This window comes from Lysobacter fragariae (genome assembly GCF_054779775.1).
The window spans coordinates 291,850-311,034 of sequence record NZ_BAAGXP010000002.1 but is presented as its reverse complement, the minus strand read 5'-3'; the positions used below and the strand labels follow the sequence as shown (position 1 = coordinate 311,034).

Genomic DNA, 19,185 nt, shown 5'->3' with positions numbered 1-19,185 from the left:
AAACCGATTAGTCTAGTATTCCTGCATGAGCTCCCCGACCAAGCCCACCGCTGCCCGCGACGACCTGCCAAGGTCGTCCAGCCCCGGCCGGCCCAAGGACCTGGGCAAGCGCGCGGCGATCCTCGACGCCGCCAAGCGGATGTTCACCGCGCATGGTTTCGAGGGCGTGAGCATGGACCAGATCGCCGCCGAGGCCGGCGTCTCCAAGCTCACCGTCTACAGCCACTTCGGCGACAAGGAGACGCTGTTCTCCGCCGCCATCAGCGCCAAGTGCGAGGAACAACTGGCCACCGGCCTGTTCCAGTTCGTCCCCGGCCGGCCGTTGCGCGAGCAGCTGCTGAGCATCGGCAACGCCTTCTTCGCGCTCATCACCAGCGAGGAAGCCCTCGCCATCCACCGTGTCGTCACCACGCAACCGCCGCCGGCCAAACTGGGGCAGCTGTTCTGGGAAGCCGGGCCGCAGCGCGTGTGCGAGGCGTTCGAGGGATTCCTGCAGGAAGAAGTCCGCGCCGGCGCCCTGGACATTGCCGACACGCACCTCGCCGCGTCGCAGTTCTTCTGCCTGCTCAAGGGCGAGTTGCACATGCGCCTGCTGTGCGGCTGCAGCGATGGCTTCTCGCCGGAAGACGTCGACGCCCACGTACAGGGCACGGTGGACTTCTTCCTGCGTGCCTACGCGGCCGGTCGCGGCGGCTAGCTCGCAGGGCGTGGGCAGGCCGCGACGTGGCCCGCAAGACCGCCGCACCGGGAGTACTGGTTACTTATGGCACTAAAACACCCATGACCCGGCCAGCCATCCTTTGCGCGCCGGTCGGCAGCCCAGATCGTTAGAATTGGCGCCCCGCGCAACCCACCCAGAACCCCCGATGATGAGCACGCTCGATTACGCCAAGGCCCGCGAACTGATGGTCGAACAACAGGTTCGGCCGTGGGACGTGCTCGATCCGCGCGTGCTGGCCGTACTGGGCGCCGTGCCGCGCGAGGATTTCGTTCCCGCCGCGCACCGCGCGCTGGCTTACGCCGACCTGCCACTGCCGCTGGGCCACGGCGAAGAAATGATGAAGCCGGTGGTCGAAGGCCGTGCGCTGCAGGCGCTGGCGTTGTCGCCGGCCGACGATGTGCTGGAAATCGGCACCGGTAGCGGTTTCCTCACCGCGTGCCTGGGTCGCCTTGCACGCGAAGTGGTGAGCCTGGAGATCCATGCCGACCTCGCCGACGCCGCCCGCGCCAACCTTGCCAAGCAAGGCATCGGCAATGTCGCGGTGGTCACCACCGACGCCCTGCAGTACCAGACGTCGCGCCGGTTCGCGGCGATCTGCGTCACCGGCGCTGTTGCCCAGATCCCGGCGCAGTTCACCGCGCTGCTCGCCCCCGGCGGCCGCATGTTCATCGTCCGTGGCCGCTCGCCGGCGATGGAAGCGGTGCTGGTGCGCAACGCTTCGGGCACCACGCGCATCGAATCTCCGGCTGTCGAATCGCCGGCTGTTGAATCACTTTTCGAAACCGACCTCCCCTATCTCGTCGGCACCGCGCCGGCGGCCACATTCGAGTTGTAAGGACACACAAGGAACCTGCATGAGCCGTCACCCCCTCGTACTCGCCCTGGCCTTTGCCCTGCTGCCCACCGCGGCCCACGCCGAAGACCTCCTGCAGACCTACGAGCTGGCGCGCGCCGGCGACCCGCAGTTCTCCGCCGAGGAATCCAACCGCCTGGTCACCCACGAGGGTTCGGTGCAGGCGCGTGCGGCGATGCTGCCGCAGATCAGCGGTGACGCGACGCTGTCGCGCTCGCGCAGCACCGGCCCGGATTCGTCCTTCGTCGATACCGACAACAACCCGGCGACGCCGGACGTCTTCGTCAGCGGCGACACCACCACGACGACGACCACGCGCGACCTCGGCGTCAACGTGCAGCAGATGGTCTACGACCACAGCCGCATCACCCGCCTGCGCAGCGCCAACGCGCTGAGCCAGGCCAGCGACTTCGCGCTGGAATCGGCAAGCGATGCGCTGATCACGCGCACCTCCGCGGCGTATTTCACCGTGCTGGTGCAGCTGGAGACGCTGGCTGCCGCCGAGGCCGCCGAAACCGCGCTGAAGAAGCAGTTCGACTTCGCCTCCAAGCGCCTGGAAGTCGGCCTGGCGCCGATCACCGACGTGCACGAAGCCCGCGCGCAGTACGACAGCGCGCGCGCCAACACCATCCTCGCCCGCAACTCGGTCGAAGACGCCTACCAGGCGCTGCGCGAGATCACCGGCCAGCCGGTGCACAACCTCAAGGGCCTGCCGGAAGATTTCCAGCCGGTGCTGCCGGAAGCGGGCGACATCGACCATTGGGTCAGCAGCGCCGTCGAGAACAACCCGGCACTGAAGGCGAAGGAATTCCAGGTGAAGTCGGCCGATGCCGACGTCTCCACCGCCCGCGCCGGCCACTACCCGACGCTCTACCTCAACGGTGGCTACAACGACCGCAAGAGCTGGGGCGACACCGAATTCAGCGGCGGCTGGGGCTCCCTCTCCGGTCCGGTCGACACGCGCAGCCGCGGCCCGCAGGTGGGCATCACCCTGTCGGTGCCGATCTTCACCGGCGGCGCCACCCAGTCCGGCGTGCGCCAGGCGCTGGCACGCCGCGACGTCGCGCAGGACGAACTGGAACGGCAGAAGCGCGCGCTGGAACGCAACACCCGCAACGCCTACCAGACCCTGGTCGCAGGCATCAGCGAAGTGGAGGCCCGCCGCCTGGCGCTGGTGTCCGCGCGTGCCGCGTACGAGGCGTCGCAGGTCGGTCTGGAAGTGGGTACCCGAACCGTGCTCGACGTGCTGGCCAACCAGCGCAACCTCTTCAGCGCGCAGCAGGATTACGCGCAGGCCCGCTACAACTTCCTGCAGAACCGCCTGCTGCTCGAACAGGCCGCCGGCACGCTCGACGTCGAGGACGTGCAGGACGTCAACCGCCTGCTGTCGGTGAACGCCGAAGCCGCGGTGCAGTCGCCGCTGAAGTAACACTGCGACGTTGCGAAAACAAAGGCGGCCATGGCCGCCTTTGTTGTTTCCGGAGATCGGTCGCTGCTGGTGGGTTGAAGGAGCCAAGCGCCGGAACATCACCGGGAACCGAACGCAGCTTCAACCGCTCCGCAACACCGGCTCCAGCAGCGCCATCGTCCGCGCGAGCGCGCCGCGGCCGGTTTCAACCAGTGCATGGCCGGCCTGCACCATGGCTTCGCGCGCCTGCGGATCAGCGAGAAGTTCGGCCAGTGCCGCGGATACGGCGTCGGCGTCGGCGCAGATGCGCAACGCACCGGCGTGTTCGAGCTTGCTGGCGATCTCCGCGAAGTTATGCAGGTGCGGACCCGTCACGATCGCGGTGCCGCTGGCAGCGGGTTCCAACAGGTTGTGGCCACCGATCGCCTGCAGGCTGCCGCCGACGAAGGCGACGTCCGCGCAGGCGTAGAAGTTGACCAGCTCGCCCAGCGTGTCGACAACGAACAACGCATCGCCGGCTTGCGGCCAGCGCGCGCGCGATCGCGTCGACACCTGCCAACCCGACGTGCGGGCGTGCTCCGCCACGGCACGGAAACGCTCGGGATGGCGCGGTGCCCACAGCAGCAGCAGGTCGGGAAAGCGTTCGCGCAGGCGTCGGTGGATACTGATGACCGCGGCTTCCTCGTCCTCGTGCGTGCTCGCCGCGATCCATACGGGGCGACCGTGGCAGTGCGTGCGGCATTCCTGCGCGAATTCCGCGACCGCGGGCGCGATGCTTACGTCGTACTTGAGGTTGCCAGTTTCCAGCAGCTGCTCCGGCGCCGCCCCGAGGCGGATGAAGCGCCTCGCGTCCGCGTGCGTCTGCGCGGCAACGGTGCGTACCGTGCGCAGTGCGCGCGACACCAGCGGCGCGAGTACCTGATAGCCACGCAGCGACCGCGCCGACAGCCGCGCGTTGAGGATGTAGGTCGGCACACTCCTGTCGCGGCAGCCGAACAGCAGGTTCGGCCACAGCTCGGTTTCCATGATCAGCGCGGCCATCGGCTTGTAGTGGTCGAGGAACCTGCCGACCGCGCCCGGCAGGTCGTAGGGCAGGTAGACATGTTCGACCTCGTCCTTCCACAGCGCACGCACGCGCTGCGAACCCGTCGGCGTGATCGTGGTGACCAGCAGGCGCAGGTCGGGCCGGCCGCGACGCAGCGCCTGCACCAGCGGCAACGCGGCGTTGACCTCGCCCACCGACACTGCGTGCACCCACAACGTCCGCGCGTGCGGCGCGTCGCGATACACGGCGTAGCGCTCAGGCCAGCGCTGCAGGTACGCGCTCTGGCGGAAGCCGCGCCAGATCAGGTGGTAGATCGTGATCGGCGCGAGCAGATACAGCGCGACCGAATACAGGACGCGGAGCGGGCGTTCGAACAGGTCGATCTTTGCGGGCATCGGCGAAGGATAGCGATCCGTGGGGAGGATGGGGTTGGGGTGGTGCGATTTGCTCGGGCTATGGCAAGGCGTCCGCGGCTTGGCATTGCCGGCCGCCGGCGCGGCATCGATGGTTCCGGTGTCCTGATTGAGTCGTGGGCCGGTGCGTCGTTGGTGGCAAACAGCCCGCAGTTCGGCATTGCCGGCCGCCGGCGCGGCATCGATAGTTCCGATGCTCTGATTGAGTCGAGGGCCGGTGCGGTGTTGACGGCAAACAGCCCGCAATTCGGCATTTCCGGCCGCCGGCGCGGCATCGATGGTTCCGATGCTCCAACTGAGTCGAGGGTCGGCCCCGCTAAACTGCACGCATGGCCGACCATCTCGACCCCGCCGCGCCCATCGGGCCCAACAACCCCGGACCGGCGCCACGCGGCCCGCGCACCTGGCCGGGCTGGTTGGGCATCGGCTGCGCGTGGTTGCTGGCGCGACTGCCGTGGCCGCTGCAGCGCATGCTCGGTCGCGGCGTGGGTGCATTGCTGCGCGTGATGCTGCGGAAGCGGCGTTTCGTCGCCGCGCGCAACATCGAGCTGTGCTTTCCCGAACTCGACGCCGCCGCGCGCGATGCGCTGCTGCGTCGCTGTTTCGCCGAACTGGGCATCGGCCTGTTCGAATTCGCCCGCGCCTGGTGGGGCGATGTCGCCGCGCTGCGCCATGGCCTGCAGGTCGAAGGCCTGGAGCACCTGGAAGCCGCGCGTGCGAACGGTCGCGGCGTGATAGTGGTTTCCGGTCACTTCACCACGCTGGAAATCTCCGCCCGCCTGATGTGCGACTACGCCCCGCTGGCTGGCATGTACCGTCCGCATGACCAGGGCGTGATGGAGTGGTCGGTGAAGCGCGGGCGGCTGCGCTACGCGACGGCAATGTTCGGGCGCGAGGAGCTGCGACCTGCGCTCAAGCACCTCAAATCCGGAGGCCTGCTGTGGTTCGCGCCGGACCAGGACACGCGTCGCGGCGAGAGCGTGTTCGTGCCGTTCTTCGGCCGGCCCGCGTACAGCCTGACGTCCACGCACCAGCTGGCACGATTGTCCGGTGCGACGGTGCTCGCCTTCGCCCACGTGCGCCGTGACGATGGCGGTTACACGCTGCGCCTGTCACCCGCGTTCGAGGCGTTCCCGTCAAAGGACGCCACCGCGGACACCGCGCGGGTGATGGCGGCGATCGAGGCGATGGTGCGCGATGCGCCAGCGCAGTACCTGTGGATCCATCGCCGCTTCAAGCGGCAGCCGGATGGGCGCGGGGCGTTGTACCGCTGAAGTGGGTCGCGTTGCCCGTGGCGGGACATCGACCATTTCCGATGTTCCGACCAAGTCGGGGCCTCGTGCACTCCGCAGCTCGGCATTAGCAGCCGCCGGCGCGGCATCGATAACTCCGATGTTGCGACTGAGTCGCGGGCCGATCCCTCACTGCGTTCAGGACGACAAGGCCCGACGCAACCTCACCGGCGCCGGTACACATCCGCTTCGCCCGGCGGTCGCGTCTTGAAGCGTCGGTGCACCCACAGGTACTGCTCGGGGTGGCGGCGCACGACGCTTTCCAGTTCACGCATGTAGAGCGCGGCGTCGGCGACGGGATCGTCGCTGGGCCAATTCGGCCACGGCGCATCGATCTGCAGTCGGTAGCGGCCGTCGGCGTCGCGCTGGAACCAGTACGGCAACACCACCGCGTTGACCCGGCGCACCAGTTCGCCGGTCGCGGTGAGCGTGGCCGCAGGCACGCCGAAGAACGGAACGAACGCGCTCTGGTAGTTGAAATTCTGGTCGGCCGAATACGCCACCACACCGCCCTTGGCCAACGTGCGCATCAGCCCGCGCGTGTCCTTCTTGGCGATCGTATTGGCGAACACGCGACGACGCGCACCATCGAGCAATCGTTCGATGCAGGAATGGTTGTTGGGGCGCACGACGACATTGATCGGTTCGCCCAGCACCTCGCACAACAGGCGTCCGCCAAGCTCGGAGTGCGGAAAGTGTCCGGTGAACAGCAGCACGCCACGACCGCTGGCGCGTGCGGCGCGCAGGTGTTCCAGGCCCACGATGTCGACTACGCCACGCAGCCGGGACGACGGCGCGTACCAGCCGCGCAGCAGCTCCAGCGCACCGGTAATCGTCGCGCGCATGTTCGCGCGCAGCAGCCTGCGCTGCGCGACGGCATCGAGTTCGGGGAAGCACAGCGCGATGTTCACCCGCGCGTAGTGCTTGCGCTTGCCCAGCAGCGGCCACAACACAATGGTGAGCATGCCGCCGAGACCGAGCAGCACCGATTGCGGCAGCCGCGCGATCAGCGCGGCCACACCATTCAACGCAGGAATCAGCCAGCAGCGCGGCGCTTCGCGCTGGGTCATCGACTGCGCGCCAGCAGGCTGCCGGCGTAGAGCGCGGCAAGCAGCAGCGTCAGCCCGCCCCAGAACGTCGAGTAGAACGCGAGGTGCGTGTTGAATGGGAATACGGTGGCCGCCAACGCCAGCATCGCCGGGCGTGCGTTGTCGCGGGCCGCTTCGTCGGCGAAACGCCATGCGCGCCACGCCAGCGCCACGCCGGCCAACCACAGCAGCAGGCCGAAGCCGCCGGTTTCGCTCAGTACTTCCAGCAGGATCTGGTGTGCGTGCAAGGCCGGGCCCGCGCCCCATGCCGGCGGCTTGGTGGGATCCGGATCGCAGGCGGGGAAGGCTTCGCGGAAGCCGCGCGCGCCTACGCCGTTGAACGCATGCGTGCGTGCCATGCACGCGGCCGCTCCCCAGATGCGCGCGCGACCGGACAATGCGGTGTCCACGCCCTGCTCATCGCCACTGAGCGCGTGCGTGGTGCGTTCGATGCGATCGCGCACCTGCGGCGCGGTGAAGGTCAACACAACCAGCGCGACGGCACCCGCGGCGAACACGCCCACGAGCTTCTTCCACCCCAGCAGGCGCCAGCCCGACACCGCCAGCACGAGCGCGTAGGTGATCCACGACGCGCGCGAACCGGTCAGCAGCAGCACCACGCCCACCATCGCCGCGGCGAGCAGCCAGCCGACCGTGTGGAAGCGACGCCCGGCCGCATACAGCGCGAACGGCGACAGGCTCGCCAGCACCTGGCCGAGCTTGAGGTTGCACGGTCCCAACACGCCGCTGAGGCGGTTAGCTTCCAGGATTTCCGCCGGGGGACACATCGCCTTGTGACTGATGACGTGCTTGAGCGCGTCGATGCCGAAGAACAGCGGACTGGTGCCGAAGACCACTTCCGCCAGTGCGTCCAGCGTCCACACGCCAACGATCACCGCCAGGCCGCCGAACGTGAGGCGGCGTCCACGCTCGTTCGCCACAGCGGACGCAGCGAGCCACAGGAACGGCAGGTAGCGCAGGTCTTCCGCGGTCTGCGCGAAGGAATGCGCGCGGTCGATGCTGTCGAACGCGGAAACCAGTTCCGGCAGCCAGTACGCGCAGAACAGCACGCTGGTCAGCGCCCAGGCCTGGTTGCTCAACAGCTGCGCGCCGCCGCGGAAGCGCGACAGCAGCAGTTTGACGATCGCCGCCAGCGCGCCCAGCGCGAGCACGGCCTCGGCATAACCCGGCGCCGGCCACAGCGCGACGAAGCCCAGCACCCAAGCCGGCGCCCAGCGCCAGCCTGCGGCGGTGTCGCCGTGTTCAGTCAGCAAGTTCGGCGTAGACGGCAAGCGTGTTCTCCTGCATCGCGCGCAGCGTGTGGGGAATGGTAGCCGGCGGCGCGGGTGGTTGCGCCAGCAACGCGTGTGCGCGGGACGCCAGCGCGTTGGCATCGAAGGGCGCGACCGCCCCCTGCGGCTGCAACTGGACCAGCAGTTCGCCGACACCGCCATGTGCCCAGCCCAGCACCGGGCGACCCACGGACAGTGCCTCGATGACGGTGCGGCCGAAGGCTTCCGGCTTGCGCGACAGCTGCAGGACCAGGTCGCTGGCGGCGTAGGCACGGGCGATCTGGTCGGTGGGCGGGGTGAATGCGACGACCGCCGCGATGCCCAGCGCCGTGCATTCGCGCTCCAGCTCGGCGATGTAGGCCTCACGACCGGCTTCGCGCGCACCGGGCAGCCACAGGCGCGCGTCGCTGCCGTCGCGACGCAGCTGCGCGAGCAGCGCAAGCGCATCGGCATGGCCCTTCAGCCGCGTGCCGCGACCCGGCAGCAGCAGCAGGGGGCCCTCGCCTGCCAAGGCCGGATGCAGCGTCGTGGCCCAGTGCCGCGCGCCGGCATCCGGTTGCGATGCCTGCGGGAACATCGCCGGATCGATGCCACGCGGAATCACCCGCAACTTGTCCGCAGCGGTGCGCGGGTAATGCTGCACGACGTAGTCGCGCACGGTCTGCGATACGCAGATCACACGCTTGCCCTTCGTCATCACGCCGCTGTAGGTCGAAGGCGAATTGAGCCCATGCACCGTGGTAACGAAGCGCGGTCGCCTGCTTGCGGCCATGCCGCGCAGCGCCAGCACCGCCAGCCACGCCGGCAGGCGCGAGCGTGCGTGCACGATGTCCACGCGCTCGCTCGCGAACAACGCGCGCAGCGTGCGCACGTGGCGCAAGGTCAATAGCGATTTGCGACCGATGTCGAGGGCGATGTGCTGTGCGCCGAGTGCCTGCAGCTTGGGCACCAGTCGGCCGCCCGCGGAAACGACGATCGCGCGATGGCCGGCTTCGACCAGCGCCTGCGCGATCTCCAGCGTGGAACGTTCGACGCCACCGGATTCCAGCGCGGGCAGCAGTTGGACGACGGTCAGGGAGCGCATCGGCGCGCGCTCCCGCATTCAAAACGGATGGAACCGGAATCCTGCCAGTGCGTGCGGCTCAAACGGCGGGTTCCACGCACGGTTGGTGCGTCAATCTTCCAGCACGAACAACGCGCCGCAGTACGGGCACTTGCACTCGCGCTCGGCTTCGATCGGCAGGTACACGCGCGGATGCGAATTCCACAGCGCCATCGACGGCAGCGGGCAGCTCAGCGGCAGGTCGGCGCGGCCGACGACGTAGCGCTGCTCGGCGTTGGCCTGGGTGGGGTGGTCCTGGGCTGCGGTCATGGCGAAATGCGACGGTAATGCTTGGGGCCGCCATTGTAGGGCGGGTCTCGACCCGCCGCACGGATGCGGGTTGGCATTACGGATGCGCCGGAACCGCATCGTGCACATCTCGACCTGCCACACAGGGATGGCGTAGGGCAGGTCTCGACCCGCCGTCGGCACCCGCCCGCACCCGCTATCGGCGCTACCGCGAAGGCAACGTGACCGGGGCGAAGCAGGATTCGCCGCGGCGACTATCCATCGGGCTCCCTGCGGCGGGTCGAGACCCGCCCTACGGCAAGTCAAACAGCAGCACTTCCGCCGCTTCCGTGGCCGCAATGACCAGCACGCCCTCTTCGACAAACCCGAGGGCGTCGCCGGCCGACAGTTCGCGCCCGGCCACGCGTACCGCGCCGCGCGCCACCTGCAGCCAGTAGCGACGTGCGGGGTCGAGGTTGCGCTCCAGCTGCGATGCAGGCGCCAGCCGCGCCACCATCAACCGCGCGTCCTGGCGGATGGCGATGCTGCTTTCCGCGCCATCGGGCGATGCCAACAGCACCCAGCGCCCGTCGTCGGCGGCGGTCAGCGGTGCGCGCTGCGCGTAAGCGGGCTTCGCGTTGAGCCGGTCGGGCTGGATCCAGATCTGCAGGAAGTGCACGGGCTGCGTATCGCTGCCGTTGTACTCGCTGTGCTCGATGCCATGGCCGGCGCTCATCCATTGCAGCTCGCCGGCGCGGATCACGCCACCGCCGCCGCTGTCGTCGCGATGCGCCAGTTCACCCTCCAGCACGTAGCTGAGGATTTCCATGTTGGCGTGGCGATGCGCCGGGAAGCCCGCGCCGGGTGCGACGCGGTCTTCGTTGATCACCCGCAGCGCGCCAAATCCCATCCACGCCGGATCGTAATAGCGCGAGAACGAGAACGTGTGGCGGCTGTCGAGCCATTCGGCGCGGCCTTGGCCGCGCGCGCTTGCGGGTCGCTCGATGATCACGGGGACCTTCTTGCTGCTTGCTTCAGTGGTGCGTGGTTACTTCTTTTCGCCTTCGCCTTCCGGCTTGGGCACCATCGCCTCGGTGGTGATGGAGATGGTGACGTCATCGCTCACGTTCGGCGCGTACAGGCCCAGGCCGAAGTCGGTGCGCTTGATGGTGGTGGTGGCGCTGAAGCCGGCGGCTTCGCGCTTACCCAGCGGGTGCACGCCCAGCTTGTTGATGGTGGTGTCCAGCACGACCGGCTTGGTCACGCCGTGCACGGTCAGGTCGCCGGACACGCGCAGCTTGTTGTCGCCGGCGGCTTCGACCTTGGTGCTGTTGAAGGTGATGGTCGGGAACTTCTCGGCGTCGAAGAAATCGGCGCTGCGCAGGTGTTCGTTGAAGGCCGCGACGTGCGCGTCCAGGCCCGACAACGGGATGGTGACCTTGACCGAGGACTGACCGACGTTGGCGGCGTCATAGACGATCACGCCATCGACGGCATCGAAATTGGCAACCGGGTTGGAAAACCCGAAGTGGTTCCAGCTGGCGACGACGGAGGTGTGGTTCGGGTCCATCTTGTACGACACCGGCGCGGCGACGGCATTGCCGGCCAGCAGCAGGGCGGAAACGAGGATCAACGGCTTGAACATGGGTCTACTCCTTGTAGTGGGGGATGAGTGTTGATGGCTGGTTGCAGCGTTTCAACGCGGGTGTGCACAAGAGGCACGAAAGGGGCGGAAAGTTTCGCGTCAGGCGATGATCGCGGCTTCGTCGAAGGCCAGGCGCGGCGAACGGGGAAACAATTTCGACGCGTCGCCGTAGCCCAGGTTGACCAGGAAGTTGGATTTCCACGTCGTTCCGGCGAAGAACGCCGCGTCGACCTTGGCGTTGTCGAAACCCGACATCGGCCCGCAATCCAGGCCCAGCGCGCGGGCGGCCAGGAGCAGGTACGCGCCCTGCAGGCTGCCATTGCGCAGGCAGATCGTCTCGATCACCGATTCAGGCTTGCTGTCGAACCACGACTTCGCATCGGTGTGCGGGAACAGGTACGGCATCTTCTCGAAGAACGCCATGTCGTACGCGACGATCACCGTCACCGGCGCGGCCATGGTCTTGGCGTGGTTGCCCTGGTCCAGCGCGGCGCCGAGCTTTTCCTTGCCTTCCTTCGACTTCACGAACACGAACCGCGCCGGGCAGGAGTTGGCCGTGGTCGGCCCCCACTTGAGCAGGTCGTAGAGCTGGTGGATCAGCGCATCGCTGACTTCGCCACCGATCTCGTTGTGGGTGCGCGCGGTGCGGAACAGCTGGTCGAGGGCGTCGGCCGACAGGCTCGGATGCATCAACGAATCTCCTGGGGCCGGGTTCGGCCAAGGGCGGGAAGTGTAGAGTCTGCCGCGTCAAACCACATGCATACGCACCGGAACGGACCTACGTCCCCATGCAACAAAGCCCCAGCATCTGGACCTTGAGCGATGGCCATGCCGGCAACGTGCGGCAGGCGCAGGCGCTCGCCACCGCCCTCGCCGCGTCCGCGCGCGACTGGACGCTGGCGCCGCGCGCACCGTGGCGTTGGGCGGCACCACGCGCATTGCCGGGCGCCGCGGGCGCGTTCGGCGACGCATTCGCCCAGCTGCTGGCCCAGCGCGGCGCGGAATCCGCGGCGTCCGACCCGATGCTGGCCATCGGCTGCGGTCGCCAGGCCGCACTCGCCACGCGGTTGCTGCGCCAGCGCGGCGCGCAGGCGGTGCAGATCCTCGATCCGCGCATAGACACGCGGCATTGGGACCTCGTCATCGCACCGGCGCACGACGACCTGCATGGCGAAAATGTCATCACGCTCACCGGCAGCCTGAATCCGGTCGACGACCTGTGGCTGGCGGCCGCACGCAGCGCGTTCGCCGCCTTCGCGGCGCTGCCGCAGCCACGTACGGCATTGTTGCTGGGCGGGCCGAGTGCGCATGCCGCGTTCGACGACCGGCTATTCGATGACTTCCTGCGCTGGCTCGAATCGCGCCTGCAGCGCGACGGTGGCAGCATCCTGGCGACGACGTCACGACGCACGCCGATCGCTGCGCATGCACGGCTGCGCGAACGACTGGGGAAATTTCCCGGCGTGGTCTGGTGCGACGGCGGCGATGGCGTGAATCCCTATCCGGGCCTGCTTGGCTGGGCGGATCGCATCATCTGCACCGCCGATTCGGTGAACATGCTTTCCGAAGCCGCCGCGACCAACGCCCCCGTGTTCGCCGCCGGCGTGCCGCGCATCAGCGGGCGGCCGCGGCGCTTCGTCAACGCCCTGATCGCCAGCGGTCGAGTGCATGCGTGCGACGATGCTCTGGATGGCTACGCGGTAACGCCGCTGCGCGAGACCGCGCGCGTCGCCGCGCTGGTGCGTCAGCGGCTGCAGGCATGATCACCTGCTGATCTCCGCGCCCTGCGACCGCGCTTGACGTCCGCGGTTCGGCGGGAGGAGCATCAAGGCAAGGCAACGGCGGGACGCAGACTCACCAGCGCAGGGATACAGCGCATGCACGGATCGCGGACAGCACGATTCCCACGACTGGCACTGGCCACCCTGGCCATGGCGCTGGGCGGCTGCGCCACGGTCACCGTCGATTCCGGGGAACGCCGCATTACCGCGCGCGGCCTGTTCGGCACTCGCGTCGAGCAGCTGTCCCTCTACCCCATCGCCATCCGCAGCAGCGGCTTCGGCGTTTTCGCGACACCCAATTCCCTCACCGTGGGCCGGCTGCGCCAGGTCGCGCTGTTCGCGCCCAATGGCGACACGCATTGCCAGGTGGTCCTGCTCGGCAACACGCCCGCGCAGGCGGCCGAACTCGTCGGAATTCTCGAACGCGGCGGAATCCCTCCGTCACGGATATGCGTAGAACCAGGGGAAGGAAAATGAAAACGATTGGATGCGTCGTCCTTGTTCCATTGCTCGTTACCGGTTGCGCCAGCCTGCAGCAGGCGCCGCTGGTGTACGTGTCGAAAGTGTCCTACGGCCTGGATGTCAGCACCACGTCGACGGAGTCCCCGGGCATCGGCTTCAACCTGGGCTACAAGCAGGTGGATGCGGCGTATGTGCCGGTCGCGGTTGCAAGGCCGTGCGACCAGCGCTCCGACATGGCATGCGATGGCCCCATCTACGGCGTGCAGGTGATCTCGGGGAGCGCCCACTCAGGCAAGGCCAGCAGCGACCTGTCGGCGGACGAAAGTCGCGAGAAGACCCGGCAGCTGACCGAAATCGCCGGGGACCTCAACAAAGCCAAGTCCGACCTGCTTTCCGCGCAGGGTGAGGTAAGCACAGCGGAACGGCGACGCAGCGAACTCATCGCCCGGCATGACGATGCCCGCCGGAAACACGATGCGATTTCCGCCGGATCGCCCGACGCGACAGCGCTTTCGGACGAAGACAATGCGACCCTCGCATCCTTCGATGAGAAACACAGTGCCGCGGAACTAGCCCTGGAAAATGCCCGTCAGCTGGTCGCCAAGCGGGAGCGGGAAGTCGAGAACCAGTCCAGTCGGTTTGCCACGCTTGCAAACGAGATCGGCGGCTCGACGCAAGGCGACTCGTATTCGGTGTTCGGCAGCTTCAACGCCAAGGCCGACGCCGGTACCAGCCAGGTTGCCAGCCGACTGGGAAAGATATTCGCTACTGGTGTCGCGTCGCAGAACATCTCGCGCGGTCTGGAGCACGCCTACACGGAGCAGGCAACCGCGTCGACGAGCTGCTTCAACGCCTTGGCCGTCGCGTCCAAGTCGGCGACCGACATGGCCGCAGTCGAACGCATCGCGAAGATCTGCGCTGCACAATCAACCGAGCCGCAGCCAAAGCGATAGGGGTACGACAAGGGCCTGCCGCCGGACCGGCGCTAATTCCAGGCCAAGAAGGGCTGCAAAGGAGTTTACGGCTCGCCGAAAGCCAGCCCTTGCGCCTGGCACGCCGCGCGGATCGCTTCCCGCGCGGCGTCGACCGTCGCATCCGCCGCGACCCGCCGTGACCGCCGATCCAGCGTGCACTCCAGCCCGCGCGCCAGCAGCGTCGCGTGCGCGGCATGCAACGCGGCAGCGGTGTTGGCATCCAGCAGCCCGGCCCGCGCCAGCGCTTCGATCAACCCCGGCGTGTTGCGCGGTGACAGCAGCAACCCACGGTGGGCGTTGGCACTGGCCAGCACCAACGCCTGCAGCAGGAATTCCAGGTCGACTAGTCCACCTTCGCCCTGCTTGAGGTCGAACATCGCCGCGTCACTGCGATCCAGTTCGGCGCGCATGCGCTGCCGCATCGCCACTACGTCCTCGCACACCTGCGCGCGTTCGCGTTGGCGCGCCAGCGTGTCGGCGCGCACGCGCTCGAAGTCGCCGCACAGGCCGGCATCGCCCGCGACGCCGCGCGCACGCACCAGCGCCTGGTGCTCCCACGTCCACGCGCGTTCACGCTGGTAGTCGCTGAAGCTCGCCAACGACGACACCAGCAGTCCCTTGGCGCCGTCAGGGCGCAGGCGCACGTCGACATCGAACAGGCGTCCCGCCGCCGTGACCGCGCCGAGCAACGCCACGATCTTCTGCGCCAGGCGCGCGAACCAGCGCGTGGCGTCGAGCGGTCGCTTGCCGTCGGAATGCGATTCGCTGCCGTCGCTGCCGCGCGGTGCGTCGTAGAGGAACACCAGGTCCAGGTCGGAACCGAAGCCCAGTTCCTCACCACCGAGGCTGCCGTAGCCGAGCACGGCGAAGCGCGCGCCTTCGATGGCGCCATGCGCCGCGGTGACCTCGTGCGCGGCCAGCGCAAGCACGCGTCCGATCACCCCATCGGCCAGCCACGCCAGTTGCCGCGCGCTGTCCCCCGCGGACTGGCGACGGTCGCGCACGGCCATGGCGATGCGGAAACTCAGCGCCTGCCGCACTTCATTGAGCGCCTGCAGCGTGGCTTCGGCGTCGTCGTTGCCGGCTACGTCCATGCAATGCGCACGCAATTCCTCGCGACCTGGCAACGGACCGGCGACGCGTGCGTCGAGCAGCTCATCGAGCAGCAATGGATGCGACGCCAGCCGCTCGGCCAACAACGCGCTGCGCGATACCACGTCGACGAGGCGCTGCAGCGCAGCGGGTTGCTCATCCAGCAGGGCGAGGTACGCACTTCGCCGCAACACATTCTGCAGCAATGCCAGCAGGCGCCGCAAGGCCAGCATCGGTTGCTGCGAACCCGCCGCGCCCTGCAGCAACGCCGGCAACACGCGATCCAGGCGCGCACGCGCGGCGTCCGACAGTGTCCTCACGTTGGGACTGCGGGCGAGGTCGCGCAGGAGGCCGTCGACCTGGTCGGCCTCATCGAATCCGGCATTGACCAGCACCGCGGCATCACCGGCGTCCGGTAGCGCACGCCAGTACGCATCGAGCGCATCCGGCGCCGCCGCTTGCCGGCGTGGCGCGAGCAGCGATTCGAATTCGGCGGTGACGCGCGCGCGATGCGTGTCCAGCGCGGCCAGCAGCGCGTTCCAGTCGGCATGCCCCAGCGCCGCGGCGATGCGTTCGCGATCGTTGTCGCGTTCGGGCAATGCGTGGGTCTGCGCATCGCGCAGCATCTGCAGGCGGTTCTCGATGCGACGCAGGAACCGGTACGCCTGCGCCAGCGCTTCGCCGGTTTCCTCGGTGACGTGGTGCGCTTCCACCAGCCGCGCCAGCGCCGGTTGCAAGCGGCGCTCGCGCAGTTGCGGTTCACGACCGCCACGGATCAGCTGCAAGGCCTGCACGAGGAATTCGATCTCGCGGATGCCGCCGGGACCGCGCTTGATGTCGTCAGCCAGTTCCTTGCGCGCCACTTCCGCGCTGATCGCGGCCTTCATCGTGCGCAGTCCATCGAGCGCGCCGTAATCCAGATAGCGGCGATAGACGAACGGGCGCAGCGTTTCCAGGAATCGTTCGCCAGCCGCGATGTCGCCGGCAACCGGCCGCGCCTTCTGCCAGGCATAGCGCTCCCAGTCGCGACCTTCCTGCTGGAAATACTGCTCCATCGCCGCGAACGACCACGCCACGCGGCCGGCGTTGCCGTACGGCCGCAGGCGCAGGTCGACGCGGTGGCTGAAGCCGTCGGCGGTGACTTCGTCCAGTAGCTTGTGCAGCTGCTGCCCGAGCCGGGCGAAATACGTCTCCGCGGCCAGCGGGCGTGCGCCGTCGGATGTGCCATCGGCCTCGTAGGTGTAGACGAGGTCGATGTCGGAACTGAAGTTGAGCTCGCCGCCGCCCAGCTTGCCGAGCCCGAACACCACAAGGCGCTGCGCGTTGCCGTCGACGTCGCGGATGACGCCGTGGCGCGCCGCATGGTCCTGTTCCAGCGCCGCCAGCGCGATCTCCAGGCACGCTTCCGCCAGCAACGTCGCGCCACGCAGGGTGTCGTCGACGTCATCCAGCCCGAACACATCACGCCACACCAGGCGCGTGGATTCGGCGGTGCGATGGCGGCGCAGCAGTGCCGGCCAGTCGGTACGGTTCTCGATCGTGAGTCGCGGCGCCGGCATGGGTGTCGCGCTATCGGCCACCAGCCGCGGCAGCAGCTCGGGCTGGCGCACCAGCGTGTCGATGGCGAAGTCGCTGGTGATGGCGAGGCGTTGCAGCCGGGTTGCCGTCGCCGGATCGTCCACCAATGCGGCACAGGTCGCGGAAGCAGTGCGCAGGCGCTGCAGCGCGCGCGTGGCGAGCTGATGGAGGGTCGCGTCGGTCATCGCGGGCGATTGTGTCATGCGCGATGCAGACCCTATCGGGACGGCCGACGAAAACGGGCGGCTCGCGCCGCCCGTTCCGGTACTACGGATGGAACGGCCGCTCAGCGCGCGGCGGCATCCGCATCGACCATGCCCGCACCGAACGCCTGGCGGCTGCCGATTGGCTGCGCGGTGGTCTTCAGCCACGAACGCACTTCGCCCGGCGACCAGCCCGGATGGATGCTGCGCACGTACGCCGCGACCGCACTGACGTGCGGCGTCGCCATCGACGTACCCGCGAGGAAGCCGTACCAGGGCGTGCCATTTGACTGGATGATCGTGTTGAGGATCAGGTACGGCGCCTGGCACACGGATTCGTTCGGACCGCAGTCGCCGCCCGGTGCGGCCACGTCCACCGCGGCGCCGTAGTTGGAGTAGAACGCCAGCACGTCCGAACCCGGCGCCGCTTTCAGCACGCCGCCGCTCACCACCAGGTTGCTGCTGCCGGTCGCCGAGACATTCACCACGGTGGGCAGGTCGGACGGGATGTGCGCCATCTTGCCGTTGGCATTGACCGCGTCATTGCCAGCCGAGGAGACGATCACCACGCCGGCGCGGTTGGCCCACTTGGCGACGCGATCCCACGCATGCCACGACGCGGCGCCGTCCTTGCCTGCGTGTTCGATGTGGCTGCCCAGGCTCATGCTGATCACGCCATAACCGGCCTGCGTGGCCTGGATGATCGCGGCGAAGATCGGGCCATCGAAGCCGCTCACCACGTCGTGCGTGCCGGTGGCGTCGGTGTAGCGCAGGCGGTCGAACACCTTGTACGCGCCGATCTTGGCGTCCGGTGCTAGGCCGACGACGCGGCCGCCGCCGAACTTCGCGGCGATCGTGCCGGCGACGTGCGTGCCGTGGGTCTGGTAGTTCGGCGCGACGGGCGTGCAAACGTCCGGATTGACGTCGAAATCGATCAGGCTGGCGTAGATCGGATAGCTCGCCGAGCCGTTGGCGCCACCCGCAGTGTTGCAGTAGCTGGTGGAGACGCGGGTATCGACCTGGCCGACGAGGTCGGGATGGTCATCCATAACGCCGGTGTCCAGCACGGCGACGCGCGGCGCGGTTGCCGCGACCGGCAGGCGTGCCCAGACGGCCGGTGCGCCCATGCGGCGCATGTCCCACTGGTAGGCGGCGTAGAGGTTGTCGGCAGCGGTGGGAGCGGCTTCGACGTTGGCGTCGGTTTCGGACAGCGGGGTGAGCAGCGTTTCCGGGGCGGCGAAGGCCAGTTCCGGCCCCACGGACAGCACCGACGGATCCTTGGCCATGCGCGCGGCGAAGGCGGCATCGCCCGTCACCGACACCACGCCGATCTGCTGGAACGCGCGCGCCAGGTTGCCGCCCTTGCCGGTCACGCGTGCAGCGGCGTCGGCCGGCAACGTGTCGGCCTTGAACACGACCAGGTAGCGACCCGGAGCCGCCTGGGTGGAAAGCGATGCGACGCACAGGCCTGCGGCCAAGCCGAGGGCCGGAAGGAGTTTGCTCATTGGGGGAATGATCCTGGAGTTGTCGGAAACGTGACGGGCGTCACGCGACGCGCAGCTTAGGGTTAACCCGTCGAGCACTGCTCGCTGCAGCGCAGCAATCCGCCTGCGTGTGGCTTGCAGGGGCGCGGGCGCCGGCGAAAAGAACGCGGCATCGCGCTCCGTCGCAAACCTGGGCGACGCGCCGCTGCAGCGCGCTGGCCGCAGAAACACCGGACAAAAGCTGCGGACATAAAAAAGCCCGCTAACGGTCGTAACCGGTAGCGGGCTTTGCTCCCTCCCCCACGTCGGGATGCGGGCCGATCGTGAAGGAAGCGTTATTGCTTTTGCACGCTGCAGTGCAAAACAATACTTGGCGGTTCAAGAATCGCCCCAGGCTGGGCTCAAGGCGAAGTTTGTGCCGGATGCGCGGACTCTGGCGAAATTCGGTCGTACAGAACTCTGGTCAACGGGATGCAGATGAGGCGGTGAGCTTCTCGCGAGCATCCCTCCCCAGCGCAAATGAA

At 68.1% G+C, this 19,185-nt stretch carries 17 protein-coding genes; 7 read left to right on the top strand and 10 right to left on the bottom strand.

Translation table 11 applies throughout. The annotated features are described in order from the left end of the window. Nucleotides 1–25: 25 nt before the first annotated feature. The 3 genes from ACYVD7_RS04035 (at nt 26) to ACYVD7_RS04025 (ending at nt 3,003) form a co-directional block, all read left to right on the top strand. Nucleotides 26–697 carry a TetR/AcrR family transcriptional regulator gene (locus tag ACYVD7_RS04035; RefSeq protein ID WP_460759370.1) on the top strand — a complete coding sequence of 224 codons (672 nt, stop codon included), beginning with the start codon at nt 26–28 and terminating at the stop codon, nt 695–697. 172 nt (nt 698–869) lie between these two features. Next, complete coding sequence (locus ACYVD7_RS04030; protein WP_460759367.1) at nt 870–1,556, top strand: protein-L-isoaspartate O-methyltransferase family protein; 687 nt, start codon at nt 870–872, stop codon at nt 1,554–1,556. Between the two features lie 19 nt (nt 1,557–1,575). Continuing rightward, on the top strand, nt 1,576–3,003 hold the full coding sequence (locus tag ACYVD7_RS04025; RefSeq protein ID WP_460759365.1) for a TolC family outer membrane protein: 1,428 nt from the start codon (nt 1,576–1,578) through the stop codon (nt 3,001–3,003). Between the two features lie 120 nt (nt 3,004–3,123). On the opposite strand, the gene waaA is transcribed toward ACYVD7_RS04025, so the two are convergent. Beyond that, complete coding sequence (waaA, locus tag ACYVD7_RS04020) at nt 3,124–4,422, bottom strand: lipid IV(A) 3-deoxy-D-manno-octulosonic acid transferase (RefSeq protein WP_460759362.1); 1,299 nt, start codon at nt 4,420–4,422, stop codon at nt 3,124–3,126. Between the two features lie 347 nt (nt 4,423–4,769). On the opposite strand from waaA, the gene lpxL reads away from it, so the two are divergent. Then, nucleotides 4,770–5,714 carry an LpxL/LpxP family Kdo(2)-lipid IV(A) lauroyl/palmitoleoyl acyltransferase gene (lpxL, locus tag ACYVD7_RS04015; RefSeq protein WP_460759360.1) on the top strand — a complete coding sequence of 315 codons (945 nt, stop codon included), beginning with the start codon at nt 4,770–4,772 and terminating at the stop codon, nt 5,712–5,714. Nucleotides 5,715–5,896: 182 nt separating this feature from the next. On the opposite strand, the gene ACYVD7_RS04010 is transcribed toward lpxL, so the two are convergent. The 7 genes from ACYVD7_RS04010 to ACYVD7_RS03980 all read right to left on the bottom strand — a co-directional run bounded on the left by ACYVD7_RS04010 (nt 5,897) and on the right by ACYVD7_RS03980 (nt 11,777). Further along, nucleotides 5,897–6,802, bottom strand: coding sequence for a lysophospholipid acyltransferase family protein (locus tag ACYVD7_RS04010; RefSeq protein WP_460759357.1), 906 nt, complete (start codon nt 6,800–6,802; stop codon nt 5,897–5,899). Further along, on the bottom strand, nt 6,799–8,112 hold the full coding sequence (locus tag ACYVD7_RS04005) for an O-antigen ligase family protein (RefSeq protein WP_460759355.1): 1,314 nt from the start codon (nt 8,110–8,112) through the stop codon (nt 6,799–6,801). The genes ACYVD7_RS04010 and ACYVD7_RS04005 overlap by 4 nt, the downstream gene beginning before the upstream one ends. Next, nucleotides 8,084–9,196: a glycosyltransferase gene (locus ACYVD7_RS04000; RefSeq protein WP_460759352.1), complete on the bottom strand. Its 1,113-nt coding sequence runs from the start codon at nt 9,194–9,196 to the stop codon at nt 8,084–8,086. The genes ACYVD7_RS04005 and ACYVD7_RS04000 overlap by 29 nt, the downstream gene beginning before the upstream one ends. Nucleotides 9,197–9,286: 90 nt before the next feature. Then, nucleotides 9,287–9,484, bottom strand: coding sequence for a zinc-finger domain-containing protein (locus ACYVD7_RS03995; RefSeq protein WP_460759350.1), 198 nt, complete (start codon nt 9,482–9,484; stop codon nt 9,287–9,289). Nucleotides 9,485–9,755: 271 nt separating this feature from the next. Next, entirely contained in the window at nt 9,756–10,454 is a 699-nt protein-coding gene (locus ACYVD7_RS03990) for a pirin family protein (protein WP_460759347.1), read from the bottom strand. Nucleotides 10,455–10,490: 36 nt separating this feature from the next. Next, nucleotides 10,491–11,087, bottom strand: coding sequence for a YceI family protein (locus ACYVD7_RS03985; protein ID WP_460759344.1), 597 nt, complete (start codon nt 11,085–11,087; stop codon nt 10,491–10,493). Between the two features lie 99 nt (nt 11,088–11,186). Continuing rightward, nucleotides 11,187–11,777: a malonic semialdehyde reductase gene (locus ACYVD7_RS03980; protein WP_460759342.1), complete on the bottom strand. Its 591-nt coding sequence runs from the start codon at nt 11,775–11,777 to the stop codon at nt 11,187–11,189. A 98-nt stretch (nt 11,778–11,875) separates the two neighbouring features. On the opposite strand from ACYVD7_RS03980, the gene ACYVD7_RS03975 reads away from it, so the two are divergent. From ACYVD7_RS03975 to ACYVD7_RS03965, 3 genes are all read left to right on the top strand, one after another. After that, the gene (locus tag ACYVD7_RS03975; protein ID WP_460759339.1) at nt 11,876–12,850 is read left to right on the top strand and encodes a mitochondrial fission ELM1 family protein; all 975 of its coding nucleotides are present in this window, start codon (nt 11,876–11,878) and stop codon (nt 12,848–12,850) included. A gap of 168 nt (nt 12,851–13,018) precedes the next feature. Next, nucleotides 13,019–13,345: a hypothetical protein gene (locus tag ACYVD7_RS03970; RefSeq protein ID WP_460759336.1), complete on the top strand. Its 327-nt coding sequence runs from the start codon at nt 13,019–13,021 to the stop codon at nt 13,343–13,345. Then, a complete protein-coding gene (locus ACYVD7_RS03965; RefSeq protein WP_460759333.1) occupies nt 13,342–14,283 on the top strand; it encodes a hypothetical protein in 942 nt (313 codons plus the stop codon). The genes ACYVD7_RS03970 and ACYVD7_RS03965 overlap by 4 nt, the downstream gene beginning before the upstream one ends. A gap of 65 nt (nt 14,284–14,348) precedes the next feature. On the opposite strand, the gene glnE is transcribed toward ACYVD7_RS03965, so the two are convergent. Continuing rightward, entirely contained in the window at nt 14,349–17,177 is a 2,829-nt protein-coding gene (gene glnE / locus ACYVD7_RS03960) for a bifunctional [glutamate--ammonia ligase]-adenylyl-L-tyrosine phosphorylase/[glutamate--ammonia-ligase] adenylyltransferase (RefSeq protein WP_460759331.1), read from the bottom strand. 83 nt (nt 17,178–17,260) lie between these two features. After that, nucleotides 17,261–18,682 carry a S8 family peptidase gene (locus ACYVD7_RS03955; protein WP_460759328.1) on the bottom strand — a complete coding sequence of 474 codons (1,422 nt, stop codon included), beginning with the start codon at nt 18,680–18,682 and terminating at the stop codon, nt 17,261–17,263. Between the last annotated feature and the right edge of the window lie 503 nt (nt 18,683–19,185).

Coding starts and splice junctions, on each gene's coding strand:
- ACYVD7_RS04035 (WP_460759370.1), top strand. CDS start 26: ATGAGCTCCCCGACCAAGCCCACCGCTGCCCGCGACGACCTGCCAAGG.
- ACYVD7_RS04030 (WP_460759367.1), top strand. CDS start 870: ATGAGCACGCTCGATTACGCCAAGGCCCGCGAACTGATGGTCGAACAA.
- ACYVD7_RS04025 (WP_460759365.1), top strand. CDS start 1,576: ATGAGCCGTCACCCCCTCGTACTCGCCCTGGCCTTTGCCCTGCTGCCC.
- waaA (WP_460759362.1), bottom strand. CDS start 4,422: ATGCCCGCAAAGATCGACCTGTTCGAACGCCCGCTCCGCGTCCTGTAT.
- lpxL (WP_460759360.1), top strand. CDS start 4,770: ATGGCCGACCATCTCGACCCCGCCGCGCCCATCGGGCCCAACAACCCC.
- ACYVD7_RS04010 (WP_460759357.1), bottom strand. CDS start 6,802: ATGACCCAGCGCGAAGCGCCGCGCTGCTGGCTGATTCCTGCGTTGAAT.
- ACYVD7_RS04000 (WP_460759352.1), bottom strand. CDS start 9,196: ATGCGCTCCCTGACCGTCGTCCAACTGCTGCCCGCGCTGGAATCCGGT.
- ACYVD7_RS03995 (WP_460759350.1), bottom strand. CDS start 9,484: ATGACCGCAGCCCAGGACCACCCCACCCAGGCCAACGCCGAGCAGCGC.
- ACYVD7_RS03985 (WP_460759344.1), bottom strand. CDS start 11,087: ATGTTCAAGCCGTTGATCCTCGTTTCCGCCCTGCTGCTGGCCGGCAAT.
- ACYVD7_RS03980 (WP_460759342.1), bottom strand. CDS start 11,777: ATGCATCCGAGCCTGTCGGCCGACGCCCTCGACCAGCTGTTCCGCACC.
- ACYVD7_RS03975 (WP_460759339.1), top strand. CDS start 11,876: ATGCAACAAAGCCCCAGCATCTGGACCTTGAGCGATGGCCATGCCGGC.
- ACYVD7_RS03970 (WP_460759336.1), top strand. CDS start 13,019: ATGGCGCTGGGCGGCTGCGCCACGGTCACCGTCGATTCCGGGGAACGC.
- ACYVD7_RS03965 (WP_460759333.1), top strand. CDS start 13,342: ATGAAAACGATTGGATGCGTCGTCCTTGTTCCATTGCTCGTTACCGGT.
- glnE (WP_460759331.1), bottom strand. CDS start 17,177: ATGACACAATCGCCCGCGATGACCGACGCGACCCTCCATCAGCTCGCC.
- ACYVD7_RS03955 (WP_460759328.1), bottom strand. CDS start 18,682: ATGAGCAAACTCCTTCCGGCCCTCGGCTTGGCCGCAGGCCTGTGCGTC.